Source organism: Nocardioides sp. cx-173 (genome assembly GCF_021117365.1).
GTDB lineage: Bacteria > Actinomycetota > Actinomycetes > Propionibacteriales > Nocardioidaceae > Nocardioides.
Genome location: NZ_CP088262.1, coordinates 2924452 through 2942877 on the forward strand (window position 1 = coordinate 2924452; position 18426 = coordinate 2942877).

Here is an 18426-nt window from a genome sequence, read left to right on the forward strand (position 1 = left end):
GTCAGCGGTCGAGCCAGCGCCGCCGGGCGTGGAGGTACGCCGCCGCGTCGGCGTACCCGAGCCGGGCCGCGACCTCGGCGACCGGCATCGTGGCGCGACCGGCGTGCAGGGCGTGGGCCAGCGACGAGCGGACCTCGTCGAGCAGCAGCCGGTAGCCGACCCCCTCCGCGGCCAGGCGCCGCCGGAACTGACGCTCGCTGAGAGCCAGGGCGGCCGCGACCTCCAGCATCGGCGCGCCCTCGGGCAGCCGCTGGGTGATGAGGACCCGGACGTCCTGGGCCAGCCCGGTGCGCGCGCGGCGCCCGTCGACGACGTCCTCGCACATGCGCGCGGCCAGCTCCAGCCGCTCCGGGCTGCGCTCCGGCAGCGGCCGGTCGAGCTGGTCGGCGGCGAACTCCAGCCGCGCCACCCCGTCGTCGGTGGTCAGCTCCGCCCCGACCCCGCCCGGCACCAGTGAGTCCAGCACCGTGCGCACCGCGCTCGCGTCGCGCTCGACCAGGAAGCGCCGGACGTCGGCGGGCAGCTCGGCGCCGTCCAGCGTCACGACCACCCGGTCCCCCTCCAGGGCGGCGCGCGGGATCGCGAACGCGTAGCTCAGGTCGATGAAGCGCAGCGCGACCACCATCGCGTCCAGGACGGTCCGGCTCGCCAGCAGCGCGAACCCGAACGCCCCGAAGGTGGCGGCCCGGTAGCGCTGGCCCACGTCGCATCCGACCTCGCCCAGGAGGCCGTGCAGCGTCCGCACCACCCGCAGCTCCTGCGCCGCGGTCACCTCGCCGCCGAGGTCCTCGGCGCGCAGTCCGGTCCCGAGCAGCACCCGGTCCGCGGCGACGCCGCGAGCCCCGGCGTACTCCACCAGCAGCGCGACGCCCGCGGCGGAGCGCGGGAAGTCCCAGCCGGTGGCGGCCGGCGCGGGCAGGAGGGTCATGTCCGGAATTATCAACCGGGTCACCCTCGGCGCCTCCCCGGGCCCGGTCCGCCGCCCTACGTTCGGGGCCATGAGCATCCGCATCGTCGTCATCGGCGCCGGCTTCGGCGGCCTCGGCGCGGTCCATGCCCTCACGCAGGCCGGTCTCACGGACGTCACCGTGCTGGAGCGCGCCGACGAGGTCGGCGGCGTGTGGCGCGACAACACCTACCCCGGCGCGGCCTGCGACGTCCCCTCGCCGCTCTACTCGTGGTCGTGGGCGGTCAACCCCGGCTGGACCCGCCGCTACGCGAGGCAGCCGGAGATCCTCGACTACCTGCGCGGCACCGCCGAGCGCGCGGGTCTGCTCGCGCACGTGCGCACCGGCGTCGAGGTCACCGCCCTCAGCTACGACGAGGCGGAGTGCGTCTGGCACGTCGAGACCGCCGACGGCACGACGTACGACGCCGAGGTGGTCGTCTCCGCCGTCGGCCAGCTCTCCAACCCCGCCATCCCGCGGCTGCCGGGGGCGGAGACCTTCGCCGGGCCGGCCTTCCACTCCGCCCAGTGGCGTCACGACGTCGACCTGCGCGGCGCCCGGGTCGCGGTGGTGGGGACCGGTGCCAGCGCGATCCAGCTGGTGCCGGGCATCGTCGACGACGTGGCCGCGATGACGGTCTTCCAGCGGTCGGCCCCCTACGTCATCCCCAAGCCCGACCAGGGCTACCGCCCCGTGCACCACCGCGCCTTCGAGCGGTTCCCGTGGCTGCTGGCCGCCGAGCGCCGCTCGTGGTTCTGGCTGACCGAGCTCTACAACGCCGCGCTCGGCGGCGTCTCCCCGGTGTCCCGGCCGCTCCTGGCCACGGTGCGCGCGGTGTGGCGGCTGACGCTGCGCCGGCAGGTGACCGACCCCGAGCTGCGGCGGCGGCTCGTGCCGGAGTACCGCCTGGGGTGCAAGCGGCTGCTCTTCTCCAACGACTGGTACCCCGCACTGGCCCGCGACCACGTCGACGTCGTCACCGACGCCGTGGCCGAGGTCGAGCCGGGCGGCGTACGCACCGCCGACGGCCGGCTGCACGAGGCCGATGTGCTGATCTGGGGCACCGGGTTCGCGGCCACCGAGTTCCTCGCTCCGATGCGGGTGACCGGGGTGGGGGGCGCCGACCTGCACGACCTGTGGCGCGACGGCGCCCGCGCCCACCTCGGCATGAGCGTGCCCGGCTTCCCGCAGCTGTTCTGCATCTACGGCCCCAACACCAACCTCGGGGGCAGCTCGATCATCGCGATGATGGAGGCCCAGGCCGGGTACGTCGCCGAGGTGGCACGACGCCTCGCGGACGGCGGACCGCGCGCGCTCGCCGTACGGCCCGAGGTCGCGCAGGCCTACGACCGCGAGATGCAGTCGCGTCTGCGGCGCAGCGCCTGGGCCGGCTGCGACAACTGGTACGCCGACGGCACCCGGATCACCACCAACTGGCCGGGACTCGTGGATGAGTACCGCGCCCGCACCGCCCACGTCGACTGGGACGAGCTGGAGGACGTCGCGCGATGAGCAGTGGGCTCAGCCGACCGCCTGGGCCCGAGCCCAGCGGTAGTCGGCCTTGCCCGACGGCGAGCGCTCCATCTCCCCCACCCGCACGATCGCCTTCGGCACCTTGTAGCGCGCGATGTGCCGCCCGGCCTCGGCCAGCAGGTCCTCGTCGGTGACGTCGGCGCCGTCCGCGAGCTGGACGATACCCACGACCTCGCTGCCCCAGCGCTCGGACGGTCGGCCGACGACGACGACGTCGCGCACGGCCGGATGCGCCGCGAGCGCCCGCTCGACCTCCTCGACGAAGATCTTCTCGCCACCGGAGTTGACCGTCACGCCGTCGCGGCCGAGCAGCTCGATGCGCCCGTCCTCGAGGACGTTGGCGCGGTCGCCCGGCACCGACCACCGGACCCCGTCGACGACCGGGAAGGTGCGCGCGGTCTTCTCGGCGTCGCCGAGGTAGCCGAGCGGGATCCGGCCGGTCCGCGCCAGCCAACCACCCCGCTCGCCGGGCCCGAGCAGGCGGGTCAGGTCACCGCTGAGGACCGCCGTGTCCTCCTGCGCCTCGAACACCGCGGCGTCGGCCTCGGCGCCCTTGAACGAGTAGACGTTGAGCTGGATCCCGGTCTCGGAGGAGCCCACGGTGTCGCGGATCATGATGTGCGGCAGCGCCTCCAGCAGACGGGAGCGCACGGTCGGTGACAGCGGCGCGCCGCCGTTGCTGAACGCCGCCACGCCGGACAGGTCGTAGTCGCGATGCTCGAGCTCCTCCACCAGCGGCCGGGCCACGGCGTCGCCGACGACCGGGATCGCCAGACACCGCTCCCGGGACGCCACGCTCAGCGCGTCGGCGGGATCCATCCGGTGCACGTCGTCGGGGATCACGATCTTGCCGCCGGTGGTGAACATGTGGAACGCCGACCACTGCGCCGCGCCGTGCATGAACGGCGGCAGCATCAGCATGGTCGTGCCGCCGTTCGCGTCCACGGCGGCCTGCGCGATCTCCTCGTACGACGCGTACGGCGTGGTGGTGCCGAACGGCAGCCCGCCCATCGCGGAGATGAAGACGTCGTCATGGCGCCACACGACGCCCTTCGGCATCCCGGTGGTGCCGCCGGTGTACATGATGAACAGGTCGTCGCCGGACGGCTCCGGCATCGCGCCGGCGGGGGCCGGAGTGCCGATGACGTCGGCGTAGTCGACCGCGCCGGGCAGCAGCGCGTGGCCGCTGTCGTCGGCCACCTGGACCAGGAGCCGGAGCCCCGCCACCCGGTCGCGCAGCGCGGCCACCTGCGGCGCGAACTCCGCGGCGTACACGAGCGCGTCGGTCCCCGCGTCCTGGAGCAGGTAGCGCAGCTCCTCCTCCACGTAGCGGTAGTTGATGTTGTACGGCGCCACGCGGGCGCGCCAGGCGCCCACCAGGGTCTCCAGGTACTCGTTGCCGTTGCGCAGGTAGACCCCCAGGTGGCTCTGGCCGGACTCGTGGCCGGCCAGAGCGTCGCGCTCGGTGTGGCACCCCAGCCCCTGCGACACCAGGAAGTGCGCCACCCCGTCCATGCGGGCGTCCGCCTCGGCGTACGTGAGCCGCCGGTCGCGCCAGACCAGGACCTCCTGGTCCGGGACGGCCCGGGCCACGCTGCGGAACACCGTCGAGAGGTTGAAGCCGGGCATGCGCGCTCCTGGGTGGCGGCCGAGAGTCAACTAGAACAGGTTCCAGGAACTGTAGCGGCCGTCACACCGCCCCGTCAGGGGTCGTACGGGAGAAACTGTCCGTCGCGGTAGAGCACCTGGTTGTCCGCGCTCAGGACGACCTCCCCGATCACCGGGGGGTCGGGCTCGAGCACCTTGGCGATCACTGGCGCGCCCTGGGGCGTGGTCTGCCACAGCTTGGCGGACCGGTCCGCGGAGGCCACGACGAACCGGTTGTCGCGCAGCCACAGGGTGTCGCCGAAGACCTCTCCGAGCACGTAGTTGGTGCCGCCGACGGTCGAGTTGGCGCCCAGGATGCCGCCGTGGCTGATCTGGGCGATCCCGTCCTCGTGGATGAGCGTCGTGTCATGGACCTCGCCGTTGAGGTAGACGTCGACGTGGTGCTTGGCCATCGTCTGCCAGAAGCTAGAGTCGGTGCCGCCCTCGTAGGCCAGCTGCGAGGAGCCCCATGCCCGCACCGGCAGCGCCACCGGCACGTGGCCCTGCACGATCACCCAGTCGGTGCCGCGAGCCTCGGCGGCACCGAGCACGTGGTCCAGCCAGCGCAGCTGCTGAGGGTCGAGTCTCAGCCGGACGTCGCCGCGCACCGACTGGAACTGGTCGACCGAGACCAGCAGCACCTCGGGGTTCAGGTAGGTCGCGTACGCCGTGTCGGCCGCCGGCCCCGAGGGATGCATCCGGTAGCCGCCCGGGCGGATGATCGTCTCGGCGAAGCGCGCCTTGTACGTCGGCACCATGGCCCGGTGGAAGCGGCTCCTCCGGGTGTCGCCGTGCCACGGGTTGTCGCCGATCTCGTGGTCGCCGATCGAGGGGTGCACGTCGAGGCCGCGCTGGGTGAACCGCGCGCGCCATTGGGTGTAGTAGAAGTCCGCGGCGCGCTTGAGGGCCGCCTTGCGCTGCCGATCGTTGCCCACCGGCCCGAACACCCCGGACCCGGAGGCGTCCTGACCCCAGTGGCCGTTGACCAGATCACCGGCGACGAGGACGTCGTCGGGCCGCTCGGCGGCGAAGGTGTCCATCACGGTCGCGACCGTCTGCGCATACGAGGCGTTCCACGAGTTCGGCATGCCGGGCTTCCAGCGCGGCGAGAGGCGCAGGTCCGCGATGTCGCCGTTCATGAAGTCGGGCGACGACAGGAACCGGTAGTCGGGCGAGCCCGGAGGCGACACCGGCGGCGGCGTCACGACGCCGTCGACCCCCGCCACGCCTCGACCGGGCCCGGTCCCGCCGCGCTCCGCGGGATGCGCGGTCGCGGTCAGTGCCGCGGTGATCGCCACCGCGGCGACGCCCACGGCGGCGAGCCGGCGACGGCTCCGCCGCGGAACAGGCCCGAGGGCAGGTCTGGTCGTCACGCGGGCTGCTCCGGTCGTCTCGGTCGCTCACGCCGACGTCGTGTCAGACCTCACCGGCGGCGACTGGAATGTCGCCGCCCATCGTGGCACAGGACCGGTGATGATCACGGCCCTTCGCCACCTCGATGTTCGGTGGAGCTGAGGGGACTCGAACCCCTGACCCTCTGCATGCCATGCAGATGCGCTACCAGCTGCGCCACAGCCCCGAACCGCTGCCCCAGTGCTTCAGGCAACTCGCGGAATACTAGCCAACCCCGCACGCCACGCGAAATTCGGGGGTCATCCGATGCGGTTGTAGGCGCCCAGCCGCAGGGCGCCGGCCTCTGGATGCTCCTCCAGGACCACCCAGCCGCAGTTGTCGACTCCGCGTAGGGAGTGGAACTGCTCCTCGGGCCAGCCGAGCATGGCACCGGTCGCCACCCGGATCGCGGCACCGTGGGAGACGGCCACCCCGGTCTCGCCGGGGCCGAGGGCCGCGAGCAGCTCCCCGAGCACGGCCGACATCCTGCGGCGTACGTCGCCGGTGGGCTCGGCCCCCGGCGCCGCGTCGTAGCGCCCGCTGCGGAACTGCGCGAACCCGGCCGGGTCCAGCGCGGCGTACTCGTCGTGGGTCAGCCCCTGCCGCTCCCCCAGGTGGAACTCCCGCAGACGCTCGTCGTAAGTCGCTCGCAGCCCCGTCGCCTCCGCCACGGCGTCGGCAGTCACTCGCGCGCGCACGAGGTCGGAGGACCACAGCAGGCTCGGGGTGAGCTTGGCCAGCGCCCGGGCGGCCGTGGCGGCCTGCTCGCGGCCGACGTCGTCGAGCTCCACGTCCAGCTGGCCCTGCACGCGCAGCGCGTGGTTCCAGGCCGTCCGGCCGTGGCGCAGCAGCACCAGGGTGCGGGAGGACGCCTCAGGCACCGGTGGGCGGGCCCGTGACGTCCGCGGGGAGCTCGATGGTGGGGCAGTCGCGCCACAGCCGCTCGAGGGCGTAGAACTGGCGCTCCTCCTCGTGCTGGACGTGCACGACGATCTCGCCGTAGTCGAGCAGGACCCAGCGACCCTCGCGGTGGCCCTCGCGCCGGATGGGCTTGGAGCCGATCTCGCGCAGCTTGTCCTCCACCTCGTCCACGATCGACTTGACCTGGCGGTCGTTGGAGCCGGACGCGATCACGAAGGCGTCGGTGATGGCGAGCTGCTCGCTGACGTCGAAGGCGACGATCTGCGTGGCGAGCTTGTCGGAGGCCGCGCGGGCCGCGGTGACGACGAGCTCGACGGCGTGGTCGGTGGCAGTCATAGGTCTTCCGTTGCTGTGGGTGCTGCGGTGTCTGGAGTGGGGGGATACAGGCGGTGCTTCTGGATGTACTGCACCACACCGTCGGGCACGAGGTACCACACGGGTTGGCCGCGCCGCTGCCGCTCGCGACAGTCGGTCGAGGAGATCGCCAGCGCGGGGATCTCCACCATGGTGACCCGGGCCGAAGGGATCGACCCGAGGACGGCGGGGTCCATCTCGTAGCCCGGGCGCGTGCAGCCCACGAAGTGGGCCAGCGCGAACAGCTCGTCCGCGTCGCGCCAGCCGAAGATCTCGGTGAGCGCGTCCGCGCCGGTGATGAAGTACAGGTCGGCGTCGGGCATCTCGACGCTGAGGTCGCGCAGCGTGTCGATCGTGTACGTCGGCCCCTCGCGGTCGATGTCGACGCGCGACACCCGGAAGCGCGGGTTGGCCGCGGTCGCGATGACCGTCATCAGGTACCGGTGCTCGGGCGGGGAGACCCGGCGCTCGGACTTCTGCCACGGACGGCCGGTGGGCACGAAGACGACCTCGTCGAGGTCGAACCAGGCCTGCACCTCCGCGGCGGCCACGAGGTGGCCGTGGTGGATGGGGTCGAACGTGCCGCCCATGACGCCGACCCGGCGGCGCACGGCGTCAGTCATGCCGGGAGTCATGCAGGCCCATGCTCAGCTGTGCTCGCGTCCCCCGCCGAAGGCGACCAGGGCACCGAGCATCCCCATGAGGATCGCGATCGCGATCACACCCACCCACCAGGGGTTGATGACCTGCTCGTGGTGCTCCTCGGCGGCCCGGGTCACGGACAGCGTGATCTCGCTCAGCAACATGACCGCAGCCTATCGGGCCGCTCAGCCGAGCAGCGACTCGACTCCGGCCAGCACCAGCCAGAACCGCAGCGTCCGGCCCACGAAGATGGTGGGCAGGAAGACGTACATGCGCATCTTGAGCGCACCGGCGACCGCCGCCATCACCAGCAGGGGCGGGACGCCGGCGAACGACGAGACCAGCATGATCGACCCGCCGAACCACGGACGCCCCTCGATGCGCTGCTGCCAGCGCAGGTAGCTCTGGCTCACCTTCGGCCCGGACAGCCGCTTCTGGACCCACTCGGTGTCGAAGCTGCGTCGGGTCAGCTCGTACCAGACGATCTTTCCCACCGTCTGGCCCGCGCCCGCCGCCACCGCCAGGGCGAACGCGTGCCCGTCCCCCACGGTGGCGGCCATGCCCCCGAGGATGACCTCCATGTTGATCAGTGGGAACAGGGCAGACGCGATGCTGACCCCGAAGCTCCACAGATACAGGCTCATGCCGCGGCGCGCTCCGGCACCGGGAGGCCGAGCTCGAAGAGCCACCGCAGCGAGACGCACTTGAGCACGACCAGCGACAGTGCGATGACCAGGCCGACCGCGACGGCGACGTCCACGTTCCACTCGCGCAGGACCAGCAGCAGCACCGCGAAGAGCGAGGAGTTGACCGCCTTGGCCGGCTTGGACCAGTTCCACAGGTAGATCCGGCGGTCCACCACGTGGAAGTAGTTGGGACTGCGGATCGGCCAGGCCAGGAACGCCATCGACAGGAACATGTCGATGACCATGAAGTTGAACAGGTAGACCGCCACGGGCAGCGCCAACTGCGGCTCGATCCACACCAGCCCGATGTAGAACCCGGCGCAGTTGATCCGGTCGCACATGATGTCGATGACGCCGCCGATGCGGGTCTCGCAGTCACGTAGGCGCGCGTAGCCGCCGTCGGCCATGTCGCCGACCCAGTAGACGGCCAGGCCCACGACCAGCATCGTGAGGTCCTCCTCGCGCGCGGCGGCGAGGCAGAGACCCAGCGAGACGAGGGTCCGGACGAAGGTGATGACCGTGGCGCCCGTGAACAGCCTCTCGGCTGCCGGATCGGCGTACACGGACACGTCGGTCGCGGGCATGTGGGAACGCTATCGCGACCTTGCCCCGCGTCAGCGCACGTGCCCCTCTCCGGTGACGACGTACTTGGTCGAGGTCATCTCCGGCAGGCCCATCGGACCGCGCGCATGCAGCTTCTGGGTGCTGATCCCGATCTCCGCGCCGAAGCCGAACTCGCCGCCGTCGGTGAAGCGGGTCGAGGCGTTGACCAGCACCACCGCTGCGTCCACGGTCGCGACGAAGCGCCGCGCCGCGCCCTGGTCCTCGGTGACGATCGCGTCGCTGTGCTGGCTGGAGAAGCGCCGGATGTGGGCCACCGCCGCGTCGAGATCCGGTACGACGGCGGCGGAGATGTCGAGCGAGAGGTACTCCCGCTCGTGGTCCTCGTCGGTCGCGGGCACGACGCCGTCCAGCGCCTGGAAAGCGCCGTCGCCGTGGACGGTCACGCCGGCCTCCTGCAGCGCCGCGGTCACCCGGGGCAGGAACTCGTCGGCGACGTCCGCGTGGACGAGCAGCGACTCGGCCGCGTTGCAGACGCTGGTGCGGTGGGTCTTGGAGTTGAGCACGATCGCCAGCGCCTTGTCGAGGTCGGCCGCGCGGTCGACGTAGACGTGACAGTTGCCGACGCCGGTCTCGATGACCGGCACGGTCGACTCCTCGACCACGGAGCGGATGAGACCGGCTCCCCCACGCGGGATCAGCACGTCGACGTACCCGCGCGCCCGCATGAGCGCCTTGACGCTGTCCCGGGTGTCGCCCGGGACCAGCTGCATCGCGTCGGCGTCGAGGCCGGCCGCTGCGGCCGCGTCCCGCAGCACGGCCACGATCGCGGCGTTGCTTGAGCGCGCGCTGGAGCTGCCGCGCAGGAGCACGGCGTTGCCGGACTTCAGGCAGATGCCGGCCGCATCGGCGGTGACGTTGGGGCGGGCCTCGTAGATCATCCCGACCACGCCGAACGGCACCCGCACCTGCCGCAGCTCCAGGCCGTTGGCCAACGTGCTCCCCCGCACCACCTCCCCGACCGGGTCGGGCAGGCCGGCCACGTCGCGCAGCCCCTGGGCCATCCCCGCGAGCCGATCGGGCGTCAGCCGCAGCCGGTCGACGACGTTGGCGGGCGTGCCGTCGGCCTCGGCTCGCGCCACGTCCTCGGCGTTGGCGGCCAGCACCTCGGCCTCGCGGTCCAGCAGCGCGTCGGCCATCGCGTGCAGCGCCCGGTCCTTGTCGCCCCGCGTCGCCAGCGCCAGCCCGTGGCTCGCCGCACGGGCACGCCGCGCCACCTCCAGCACGTCCTGCATCGGATCCTCTCCACTCATGCCCCGAGCCTATTCCCGCTCACCACTCCTCAGCGCCCCGTCCCACACCACACCGCTCCCCATCGACCCGTCACCAACTCACGCAAATGACCGCTGACCCGTCAGAAAGTTTCTGACGGGTCAGCGGTCGTGGTGATCAGCTGGGGACGGGTCAGCCCTTGCGCTGGTTGATCTGCTCGGTGGCGGCGGGGAGGACCGCGTGCAGGTCGCCCACGACGCCGAAGTCGACCAGCTCGAAGATCGGGGCCTCGTCGTCCTTGTTGACCGCGACGATGGTCTTCGACGTCTGCATGCCGGCCCGGTGCTGGATGGCGCCGGAGATGCCGTTGGCGACGTAGAGCTGCGGCGAGACCGTCTTGCCGGTCTGGCCCACCTGGAAGGTGTGCGGCATCCAGCCGGAGTCGACGGCGGCGCGCGAGGCGCCGACCGCCGCGCCGAGGGCGTCGGCGAGGCCCTCGATCGGCTCGAAGTTGCCGCCGGTGCCACGGCCGCCCGAGACCACGATGGCGGCCTCGGTGAGCTCGGGGCGACCCGAGGCCTTGCGCGGCTGCTGCGCCACGATCTGGGCGGTCTTGGCGGCGTCGGAGATGGTCGCGGCGAACTCCTCGACGGTCCCGGCGCCGGCCTCCTCGACCGGGGAGGTCGAGTTGGGCTTGACCGTGATGATCGGGGTGCCCTTGGTGACCTTGGCCTTGACCGTGTAGTTGCCCGCGAAGACCGACTGGGTCGTGACCGGGGCTCCCCCATCGGCGGCCTCCACGTCGACGGCGTCGGTGATCAGGCCGGACCCGATCTTGATCGCCAGACGCGCGGCGACCTCCTTGCCCTCGTAGCCGGACACGAAGAGCACCGCCGCGGGCGAGCTCTTCTCGACCAGCTGCTGCAGGGCCTCGGCCTTGGGCGCCACGAGGTAGCCCTTGATCTCCGCGTCGTCGACGACGTAGATCTTCTCGGCGCCGAACGCCTTGAGCCTCTCGGCGACCTCGCCGACCTTGTCGGAGCCGCCGAAGAACACCGCGGCGGGCTCGCCGAGCCGCTTGGCCAGGGCCAGCAGCTCGAGCGTGGGCTTGCGGATTGCGCCGTCGACGTGGTCGACGACAACCAGAACCTCAGACATGTTCGTTCCCCGTCCTCAGATGAACTTCTTGGCGGCGAGGAAGTCGGTCAGCGCGGTGGCGCCCGACCCGTCCTCGTCCTTGACGATCTCGCCGGCCGTGCGCGGCGGGCGCTCGGTGGTGTCCTCGACCTCGGTCCAGGCGACCGCGAGGCCGACCTCGCCGGAGTCGACGCCCAGGTCGCCGAGCGACCAGGTGTCCAGCGGCTTCTTCTTGGCCGCCATGATCCCCTTGAACGACGGGTAGCGGGCCTCGCCGGTCTGGTCGGTCACCGAGAGCACGAGCGGCATGGTGCCGCCGATGACCTCGGTGGCGGTGTCGCCGTCGCGCTTGATGCGGACCTGGTCGCCCTGCGTCTCGATGACGGAGGCGAACGTGACCTGGGGCAGGTTGAGGCGCTCGGCCAGCATGGCCGGGACCACGCTGCCCGAGGCGTCCGTGGACGCCATGCCACAGACCACGAGGTCGGCCCCGCCCTTGTCCTGGCCGATCTTCTCGATCGCCTTCGCGAGGACGAGCGAGGTGGCGACGTAGTCGGAGCCGGCGATGGCCTCGTCCGTGACGTGGACGCCCTCGTCGGCGCCCATCTGCAGCGCCTTGCGCACCGCGTCGACCGCCTTCTCGGGACCGATGGTGAGGGCGATCACCTTGGTCTCCTCCGGGCTGTCGGACTTCTCCTTGATCTGGAGGGCCTGCTCGACGGCGTACTCGTCGAGCTCGGAGAGCAGGCCGTCGACGCCGACGCGGTCAACGGTGTTGTCCGACTCGAACCGGCGGTCGCCGGTCGCGTCGGGGACGTGCTTCACACAGACGACAATGTTCATGGTGGTGTGGCCTGGACGGCCCCTCCTGATGCACTCGTGAGGTCAAGGGAATGGCCAATGACTGCCATGACTGCCATGACTGCCGGCGTGGGCAGGCTACCGCCGAGGCACCGGCGACGAAACACGGGTCGGCGTTCGACTGCGTCACACCGTGTGCTGGGTCACTCGGGCGAGGGGGCGGCGACGGTCACGGACGGACGAGCCGGTCCAGGATCCGTCCCACGACGAGGTAGACGACCGCCCCGATGCCGTAGCTGAACAGCGCTGTGGTCTTGGCGCCGTTCTCCCCGCCGAACCGCTTGATCGGGTTGTCGAGGTCGAAGACGCCGAGGTCCACACCGTCCGCGAGGTCGAGCACGAGCTCGACCAGCGGGTTCGTGCGCTCCGCGTCGACGGCGATCAGCAGGGCCGCGATGGCCAGCACCGACGCGCACACCGCACAGAGCAGCCAGAGCACCCGGGCGAGGGTCACCCGGACCGCCGTGCCACTCGATCTGACGTCTGCCACGTCGCTACCGCCCCTCGAACTCAGCCTTGCCCGGACCGTTCGTGACGAAGGATCGCATACCGGTCGTGCGGTCCTCGGTCCCGAAGAGCGCGGCGAACTGGACGCGCTCCAGCTCGAGACCGGTCACCAGGTCCACCTCCAGCCCCCGGTCGATGCTCTCCTTCGCGGCGCGTACGGCGAGCGACGCCGCGCCGCGGAACTGCCGCGCCCAGGCGACCGCCTCGTCGTAGACGGAGGCGGCCGGCACCAGCCGGTCGACCAGGCCGATGGCCAGCGCCTCGTCGGCCTTGACGAGCCGGCCGGTGAAGATGATGTCCTTCGCGGTGCTCGGGCCGACCAGCCGGCTCAGCCGCTGGGTGCCGCCGGCGCCGGGGATGATGCCGAGCAGCACCTCCGGCTGACCCAGCGTCGCGTCGTCGGCGGCGATCCGGAAGTCGGCGGCCAGCGCGAGCTCGCAGCCGCCGCCCAGCGCGTAGCCGTTGATGGCCGCGACGACCGGCTTGGGGATGTCGGCCACGGCGTTCACCGCCGACTGGATGGAGCCGGAGATCCGGGCCATGTCGCTGGAGGTGAGGTCGACCATCTCCTTGACGTCGTTGCCGGCCGCGAACACCCGCTCGCCGCCGTAGACGACCACGGCCTTGACGTCGTCGCGCTCCGCCGCCTCCGCGGCCGCGGCCCGCAGCTCGGCCTGCACCTGGATGCTGATCGCGTTCATCTTCGGCCGGTCGAGGCGGATCGTGCCCACGCCATCGGTGACCTCGAGCCTCACGAACTCTGACATCTGGCAACTCCCTGCTGGTCGGTGAACGTGGCTTGAGCCTGCCACTGCCGGCGGGCCCTCGGGGAGCCGGTGCCGAAGGATAGGCAACAATGGATCGAGTGACTCCCGGCCTGTGGCGCAACCTCGGCGACCACGCGGCCGTGTGGCCGGGACGTCATCATCCCCTCGGGTCGACCTGGTCCCCTGAGGCCACCAACTTCGCCGTCCACGCGCCCCGCGGCACGGCTGTCTGGGTGTGCGTGTTCGACGACGAGGGCGCCGAGCGCCGGCACCAGCTCACCGAGCACACGCTGGGCATCTGGCACGGAGCGGTGCCGGGCGTCGAGGTCGGCGCCCGCTACGGCTACCGCGTCGACGGCCCGTGGCGCCCGGCGGAGGGCTTGCGCTTCAACGTCGACAAGCTGCTGCTCGACCCGTTCGCCCGCGCTGTGAGCGGCGAGGTGACGGTGCACCCCGCGATCTACGGCTTCGCCCTCGACGCCGACGGCGTCCAGCAGCGCAGCGCCGTGGACTCGGCGCCGTACGTGCCCCGCAGCGTGGTCGTGGCCGACGACTTCGACTGGGGCGACGACGCCCCGCCGAGCCACCGCTGGCGCGACACGGTCATCTACGAGATGCACGTCAAGGGCATGACCCGACTTCAGGACCGGGTGCCGGAGGAGCTCCGGGGGACGTACGCCGGCCTGGGCACCCCCGCCGTGGTCGACTACCTGCGAGACCTCGGCGTGACCGCCGTCGAGCTGCTCCCGGTGCACCAGTTCGTCTCCGAGCCGGCCCTGGTCGAGCGCGGCGCCGTCAACTACTGGGGCTACAACTCGATCGGGTTCTTCGCCCCCCACGGCGCCTACTCCGCCTCCGGCGACCGCGGCCAGCAGGTGACGGAGTTCAAGGCGATGGTCAAGGCGTTCCACGCCGCCGGGCTCGAGGTGATCCTCGACGTCGTCTACAACCACACCGCGGAGGCCGGAGCGGACGGACCCACGCTGTCGTTCCGCGGCTTCGACGACGCCGTCTACACCCGGGTCGGTCCCTCCGAGCCCGACCAGCCGGCCGACCACTACTGGGACGTCACCGGCTGTGGCAACACCGTCGACGCGGCCTACCCGTTCGCGCTGCGGATGATCCTGGACTCGCTGCGCTACTGGGTGAGCGAGATGCACGTGGACGGCTTCCGCTTCGACCTGCTCTCGGCCCTGACCCGCGTCGACCACGAGATCGACATGGGCTGCCACCTGCTCACCGCGATCGGGCAGGACCCGGTCCTGCGCCACGTGAAGCTCATCGCCGAGCCGTGGGACGCCTCGATGGACGGCTACCGCGTGGGCGACTGCCCGCCACCGTGGGTGGAGTGGAACGACCAGTTCCGCGACGAGATCCGCGACTTCTGGCGGGGCCGCTCCTCCGGCATCCGCCGCGTCGCCACCCGGATGTCGGGCTCCTCGGACCTGTACGCCGACGACGGCCGCTCGGCGTACGCGTCGGTCAACTTCATCACCGCCCACGACGGCTTCACGGTCCGGGACCTGGTCAGCTACGAGCACAAGCACAACGAGGCCAACGGCGAGAACAACCGCGACGGCACCGACAACAACCGGTCGTGCAACTACGGGGTCGAGGGCGAGACCGACGACCCCGAGGTGCTCGCTCTGCGGCGCCGGCAGGCGGCCAACCTGATGGCGACGCTGTGCCTGTCCACCGGGGTGCCGATGATCACCGCCGGCGACGAGCGCGGACGGACCCAGCGCGGCAACAACAACGCCTACTGCCAGGACAACGAGACCTCGTGGATCGACTGGCGGCCCGACGACGCGTGGCTGGACGTCTACGAGATCACCAAGACCGCGCTGCGGCTGCGCCGCGAGCACCCGGCGTTGCGGCAGCGGCACTGGCTCGAGGGCCGGCCGACCATCCGCGGCGGGCCCAAGGACCTCGCCTGGCTGCACCCGACCGGCCGGGAGATGACCGCGGAGGACTGGCACGACGCGCACCTGACCACGATCGGCATGTTCGTCTCCGGCAAGCCGCTGCGCTCCCCCGGGCCCCGCGGGGAGCAGCAGCTCGACGCGTCGTTCATGCTGTGGCTCAACTCCGGCGCCGACCCCGTCGAGCTGACGCTGCCCGAGAACGACTGGGTGCAGGAGGGTGAGGTCGCCCTCAGCACCGACCCCGCCCTCGCCCCGGGCCACCCGGCCAAGGCCGGCGAGGCCCTCGCCCTCGCCGCGCGCTCCGTCCTGGTCCTGCGCGCCGGCTGATCCGGCCGATCAGGCCATGGCGACGACGCCGAGCTCGGCGTCGGAGACCAGCAGGTCGTGCCTCGGGATGACCCGGACGGTGTAGCCGAACGAGCCGCTGTGGTCGAGCTCGACCTCCCCGTCGAAGCGGTAGCGGCCGCCGTCGTAGGTCTCGGCCACGGTCAGCGGCTCGATGACGGTCTCGACGAGCTCGTCCTCGGCGTTGGTCTTGCCGTGGACGAGCTGGACGGCGACGTCCTCGGGGGACAGCTCGCCGAGGCCGACGAAGGCGCGGACATGCAGGTGCGCGCCGACCTCGGGCGCGTCGCCCACGCCGCTGCTCTCGACGTGCTCGACGTGGACCTCGGGCCAGTGGGCCCGCACCCGCTGCTTCCAGGCGGCCAGGCTGCGCGCCCCCTCGTAGTCGGAGTTGAGCAGGCGTGCGTTAGTCGCGGCCGGGGTGTAGAGCGACCTGGTGTAGTCGCGCACCATGCGGGTGGCCAGCACCTTGGGGCCCAGCGACTTCAGCGTGTGGCGCAGCATCTCGACCCAGCGGCCGGGCACGCCCTCCTCGTCGAGGTCGTAGAAGCGCGGGGCGACCTCGTTCTCGATCAGGTCGTAGAGCGCGGCCGCCTCGAGGTCGTCGCGGCGGTCGGGGTCGTCCAGCCCGTCGGCCGACGGGATCGCCCAGCCGTTCTCGCCGTCGTACCACTCGTCCCACCAACCGTCGAGGATCGACAGGTTGAGCCCGCCGTTGAGGGCGGCCTTCATGCCGGAGGTCCCGCAGGCCTCGTAAGGGCGCAGCGGGTTGTTGAGCCACACGTCGCAGCCGGGGTAGAGCGGCTGGGCCATCGCGATGTCGTAGTTGGGCAGGAACACGATCCGGTGGCGGACCTCCGGGTCGTCGGCGAAGCGCACCAGCTCCTGGATGAGCCTCTTGCCACCGTCGTCGGCGGGGTGCGACTTGCCGGCGATCACCAGCTGGATCGGCCGCTCGGGGTCGAGCAGCAGGCTCTTGAGCCGGGCCGGGTCGCGCAGCATCAGGGTCAGCCGCTTGTACGACGGCACCCGGCGTGCGAACCCGATCGTCAGCACGTCCGGGTCCAGGGCGTGGTCGATCCAGGCGAGCTCGGCCGCGGCCGAGCCGCGCCGCTCCCACGAGCGGCGCAGGCGCGTACGGGCGTCCTTCACGAGGCGCTCGCGCAGGGTGCGCTTGGTGGCCCACACCTGGGCCGAGGGCACCTTGTCGACGGCGTTCCAGAACGCCTCGGTGTCGTCGGACTCGGCATCGGCGCCCTGGGACTCCGCGAGCTCGATGATCTCGCGGGCCACCCAGGTCGGGGCGTGCACGCCGTTGGTGATCGAGCCGATCGGCACCTCGGCCTCGTCGAAGGCCGGCCACAGGCCGTTGAACATGCCGCGGCTGACCTCACCGTGCAGGAGCGAGACGCCGTTGGCGCGCTGCGCCAGGCGGAAGCCCATGACGGCCATGTTGAAGACCGAGGGGTCGCCGCCGTCGTAGTCCTCGGTCCCGAGCGCGAGCACCTTCTCGATCGGGACGCCGGGGGTGGCCCCGGTCTCCCCGAAGTACTGCTCGACCAAGGTGCGGGGGAAGCGGTCGATGCCCGCGGGCACCGGCGTGTGCGTCGTGAAGACGGTGGAGGCCCGGCCGACCTCGAGTGCCGTCGGGAAGTCCAAACCCGGGCCGGTCTCGTCGACGGTGAGCTCGCGGATCCGCTCGATGCCGAGGAAGCCGGCGTGGCCCTCGTTGGTGTGGAACACCTCGGGCGCGGGGTGGCCGGTGATCCGGCAGTAGGCACGCAGGGCACGGACGCCGCCCACGCCGAGGAGCATCTCCTGGCGCAGCCGGTGCTCGCTGTTGCCGCCGTAGAGGCGGTCGGTGACGTCGACGTAGTGCTCGGGGTTGCCCTCGACGTTGGTGTCCAGCATCAGCAGCGGCACCCGTCCGACGCTGGCGACCCAGATCCGCGCGACGAGGTCGGGGCCGCCCGGCATCGCGATCGAGACGGTGGCTCGCGAGCCGTCGGGCTCGCGCAGCAGGGAGATCGGCAGGCCGTCGGGGTCCAGGACCGGGTAGGTCTCCTGCTGCCAGCCCTCGCGCGACAGCGACTGCGTGAAGTAGCCGTGACGGTAGAGCAGGCCCACACCGATGATCGGTACGCCGAGGTCGCTGGCCGCCTTGAGGTGGTCACCGGCGAGGATGCCCAGACCGCCGGAGTACTGCGGCAGCGCCGCGGTGATGCCGAACTCCGGGGAGAAGTAGCCGATGGCCGCGGGGCCGCCGGCGTCGGTGGCCGAGCGCGCCGCGGCCCGCTGGTACCAGCGCTCGCCGGTCAGGTAGGAGTCCAGGTCGGCGGCGGCGACTCGCAGCCGCTCCAGGAACCCCTCGTCCCCGGCCAGCGCCTCGAGCCGGCCACGGCCGACCGCGCCGAGGAGGGTGACCGGGTCGTACCCGGTGGACTCCCACAGCTCCGGGTCGACCTCCTGGAACACGTCCTGGGTCTCGGGGTGCCACGACCACCTCAGGTTGAGGGCGAGCACCCCCAGCGCCTCCAGGGCCGGCGGGAGGACGGGACGGACCGTGAATCGTCGAATGGCGCGCACCCCGAAGACGCTACCGCCCATTTGTGGAACGATCCAAAGATTCATCCAAAGCGGGCCGCCGTCCCAGGTGACGCTGCCCACACACCGCTCCTGGTGAGCACGCGTGGCCGTCGGACGTCGCGATCCGCTGCGGGCGGCGCGGTGCCGAGCATAACCGCCCTCCCCCGGCCCCGGTTTCGAGACGGCCGCTTCAGCACCGGGTGCCGGGGTAACGGAGAGCGTTCCGGTACGGGGTCACCGGTGCGCGCTCGCGAGCGCCGCTGCTGACCCACGACGGTGGGAGGTGGCTCCCGCGGGACCATGGACCGGCCCGCGGCTTGCACGCGGGCGACGCAACCGGGAA

At 71.8% G+C, this 18426-nt stretch carries 17 protein-coding genes and 1 tRNA gene; 2 read left to right on the forward strand and 16 right to left on the reverse strand.

The annotated features are described in order from the left end of the window. Position 1: 1 nt before the first annotated feature. A complete protein-coding gene (locus tag LQ940_RS14180; protein ID WP_231243977.1) occupies positions 2-928 on the reverse strand; it encodes an AraC family transcriptional regulator in 927 nt (308 codons plus the stop codon). 70 nt (positions 929-998) lie between these two features. On the opposite strand from LQ940_RS14180, the gene LQ940_RS14185 reads away from it, so the two are divergent. Further along, positions 999-2459, forward strand: coding sequence for a flavin-containing monooxygenase (locus tag LQ940_RS14185; RefSeq protein WP_231243976.1), 1461 nt, complete (start codon positions 999-1001; stop codon positions 2457-2459). Positions 2460-2468: 9 nt separating this feature from the next. On the opposite strand, the gene LQ940_RS14190 is transcribed toward LQ940_RS14185, so the two are convergent. From LQ940_RS14190 to LQ940_RS14255, 14 genes are all read right to left on the reverse strand, one after another. Beyond that, on the reverse strand, positions 2469-4109 hold the full coding sequence (locus LQ940_RS14190) for an acyl-CoA synthetase (RefSeq protein ID WP_231243975.1): 1641 nt from the start codon (positions 4107-4109) through the stop codon (positions 2469-2471). Positions 4110-4183: 74 nt separating this feature from the next. Further along, complete coding sequence (locus tag LQ940_RS14195) at positions 4184-5500, reverse strand: metallophosphoesterase family protein (protein WP_231243974.1); 1317 nt, start codon at positions 5498-5500, stop codon at positions 4184-4186. Between the two features lie 133 nt (positions 5501-5633). Beyond that, positions 5634-5706, reverse strand: a tRNA-Ala gene (locus LQ940_RS14200). Between the two features lie 73 nt (positions 5707-5779). Beyond that, on the reverse strand, positions 5780-6400 hold the full coding sequence (locus LQ940_RS14205) for a histidine phosphatase family protein (protein WP_231243973.1): 621 nt from the start codon (positions 6398-6400) through the stop codon (positions 5780-5782). Continuing rightward, entirely contained in the window at positions 6393-6776 is a 384-nt protein-coding gene (gene rsfS / locus LQ940_RS14210) for a ribosome silencing factor (RefSeq protein WP_231243972.1), read from the reverse strand. The genes LQ940_RS14205 and rsfS overlap by 8 nt, the downstream gene beginning before the upstream one ends. Continuing rightward, positions 6773-7417: a nicotinate-nucleotide adenylyltransferase gene (gene nadD / locus LQ940_RS14215; RefSeq protein WP_269214872.1), complete on the reverse strand. Its 645-nt coding sequence runs from the start codon at positions 7415-7417 to the stop codon at positions 6773-6775. Before nadD ends, rsfS begins: the two co-directional genes overlap by 4 nt. Positions 7418-7441: 24 nt before the next feature. After that, on the reverse strand, positions 7442-7600 hold the full coding sequence (locus LQ940_RS14220; protein WP_231243971.1) for a hypothetical protein: 159 nt from the start codon (positions 7598-7600) through the stop codon (positions 7442-7444). A gap of 21 nt (positions 7601-7621) precedes the next feature. Next, positions 7622-8080 carry a hypothetical protein gene (locus LQ940_RS14225; protein WP_231243970.1) on the reverse strand — a complete coding sequence of 153 codons (459 nt, stop codon included), beginning with the start codon at positions 8078-8080 and terminating at the stop codon, positions 7622-7624. Next, positions 8077-8706: a CDP-alcohol phosphatidyltransferase family protein gene (locus LQ940_RS14230; protein ID WP_231243969.1), complete on the reverse strand. Its 630-nt coding sequence runs from the start codon at positions 8704-8706 to the stop codon at positions 8077-8079. Before LQ940_RS14230 ends, LQ940_RS14225 begins: the two co-directional genes overlap by 4 nt. A 30-nt stretch (positions 8707-8736) precedes the next feature. Beyond that, positions 8737-9996, reverse strand: coding sequence for a glutamate-5-semialdehyde dehydrogenase (locus LQ940_RS14235; RefSeq protein WP_231243968.1), 1260 nt, complete (start codon positions 9994-9996; stop codon positions 8737-8739). A gap of 151 nt (positions 9997-10147) precedes the next feature. Further along, the gene (locus LQ940_RS14240; protein WP_231243967.1) at positions 10148-11113 is read right to left on the reverse strand and encodes an electron transfer flavoprotein subunit alpha/FixB family protein; all 966 of its coding nucleotides are present in this window, start codon (positions 11111-11113) and stop codon (positions 10148-10150) included. A 15-nt stretch (positions 11114-11128) separates the two neighbouring features. Further along, positions 11129-11917, reverse strand: a complete 789-nt coding sequence (locus LQ940_RS14245; protein WP_231243966.1) for an electron transfer flavoprotein subunit beta/FixA family protein — start codon at positions 11915-11917, stop codon at positions 11129-11131. Between the two features lie 205 nt (positions 11918-12122). After that, positions 12123-12443, reverse strand: coding sequence for a hypothetical protein (locus LQ940_RS14250; RefSeq protein WP_231243965.1), 321 nt, complete (start codon positions 12441-12443; stop codon positions 12123-12125). A gap of 4 nt (positions 12444-12447) precedes the next feature. After that, on the reverse strand, positions 12448-13227 hold the full coding sequence (locus tag LQ940_RS14255; RefSeq protein ID WP_231243964.1) for an enoyl-CoA hydratase/isomerase family protein: 780 nt from the start codon (positions 13225-13227) through the stop codon (positions 12448-12450). Between the two features lie 89 nt (positions 13228-13316). Here LQ940_RS14255 and glgX point away from each other — a divergent pair, with 89 nt between their 5' ends. After that, a complete protein-coding gene (gene glgX / locus LQ940_RS14260; RefSeq protein ID WP_231243963.1) occupies positions 13317-15479 on the forward strand; it encodes a glycogen debranching protein GlgX in 2163 nt (720 codons plus the stop codon). A gap of 9 nt (positions 15480-15488) precedes the next feature. On the opposite strand, the gene glgP is transcribed toward glgX, so the two are convergent. Then, positions 15489-18083, reverse strand: a complete 2595-nt coding sequence (gene glgP, locus LQ940_RS14265; protein WP_231243962.1) for an alpha-glucan family phosphorylase — start codon at positions 18081-18083, stop codon at positions 15489-15491. Between the last annotated feature and the right edge of the window lie 343 nt (positions 18084-18426).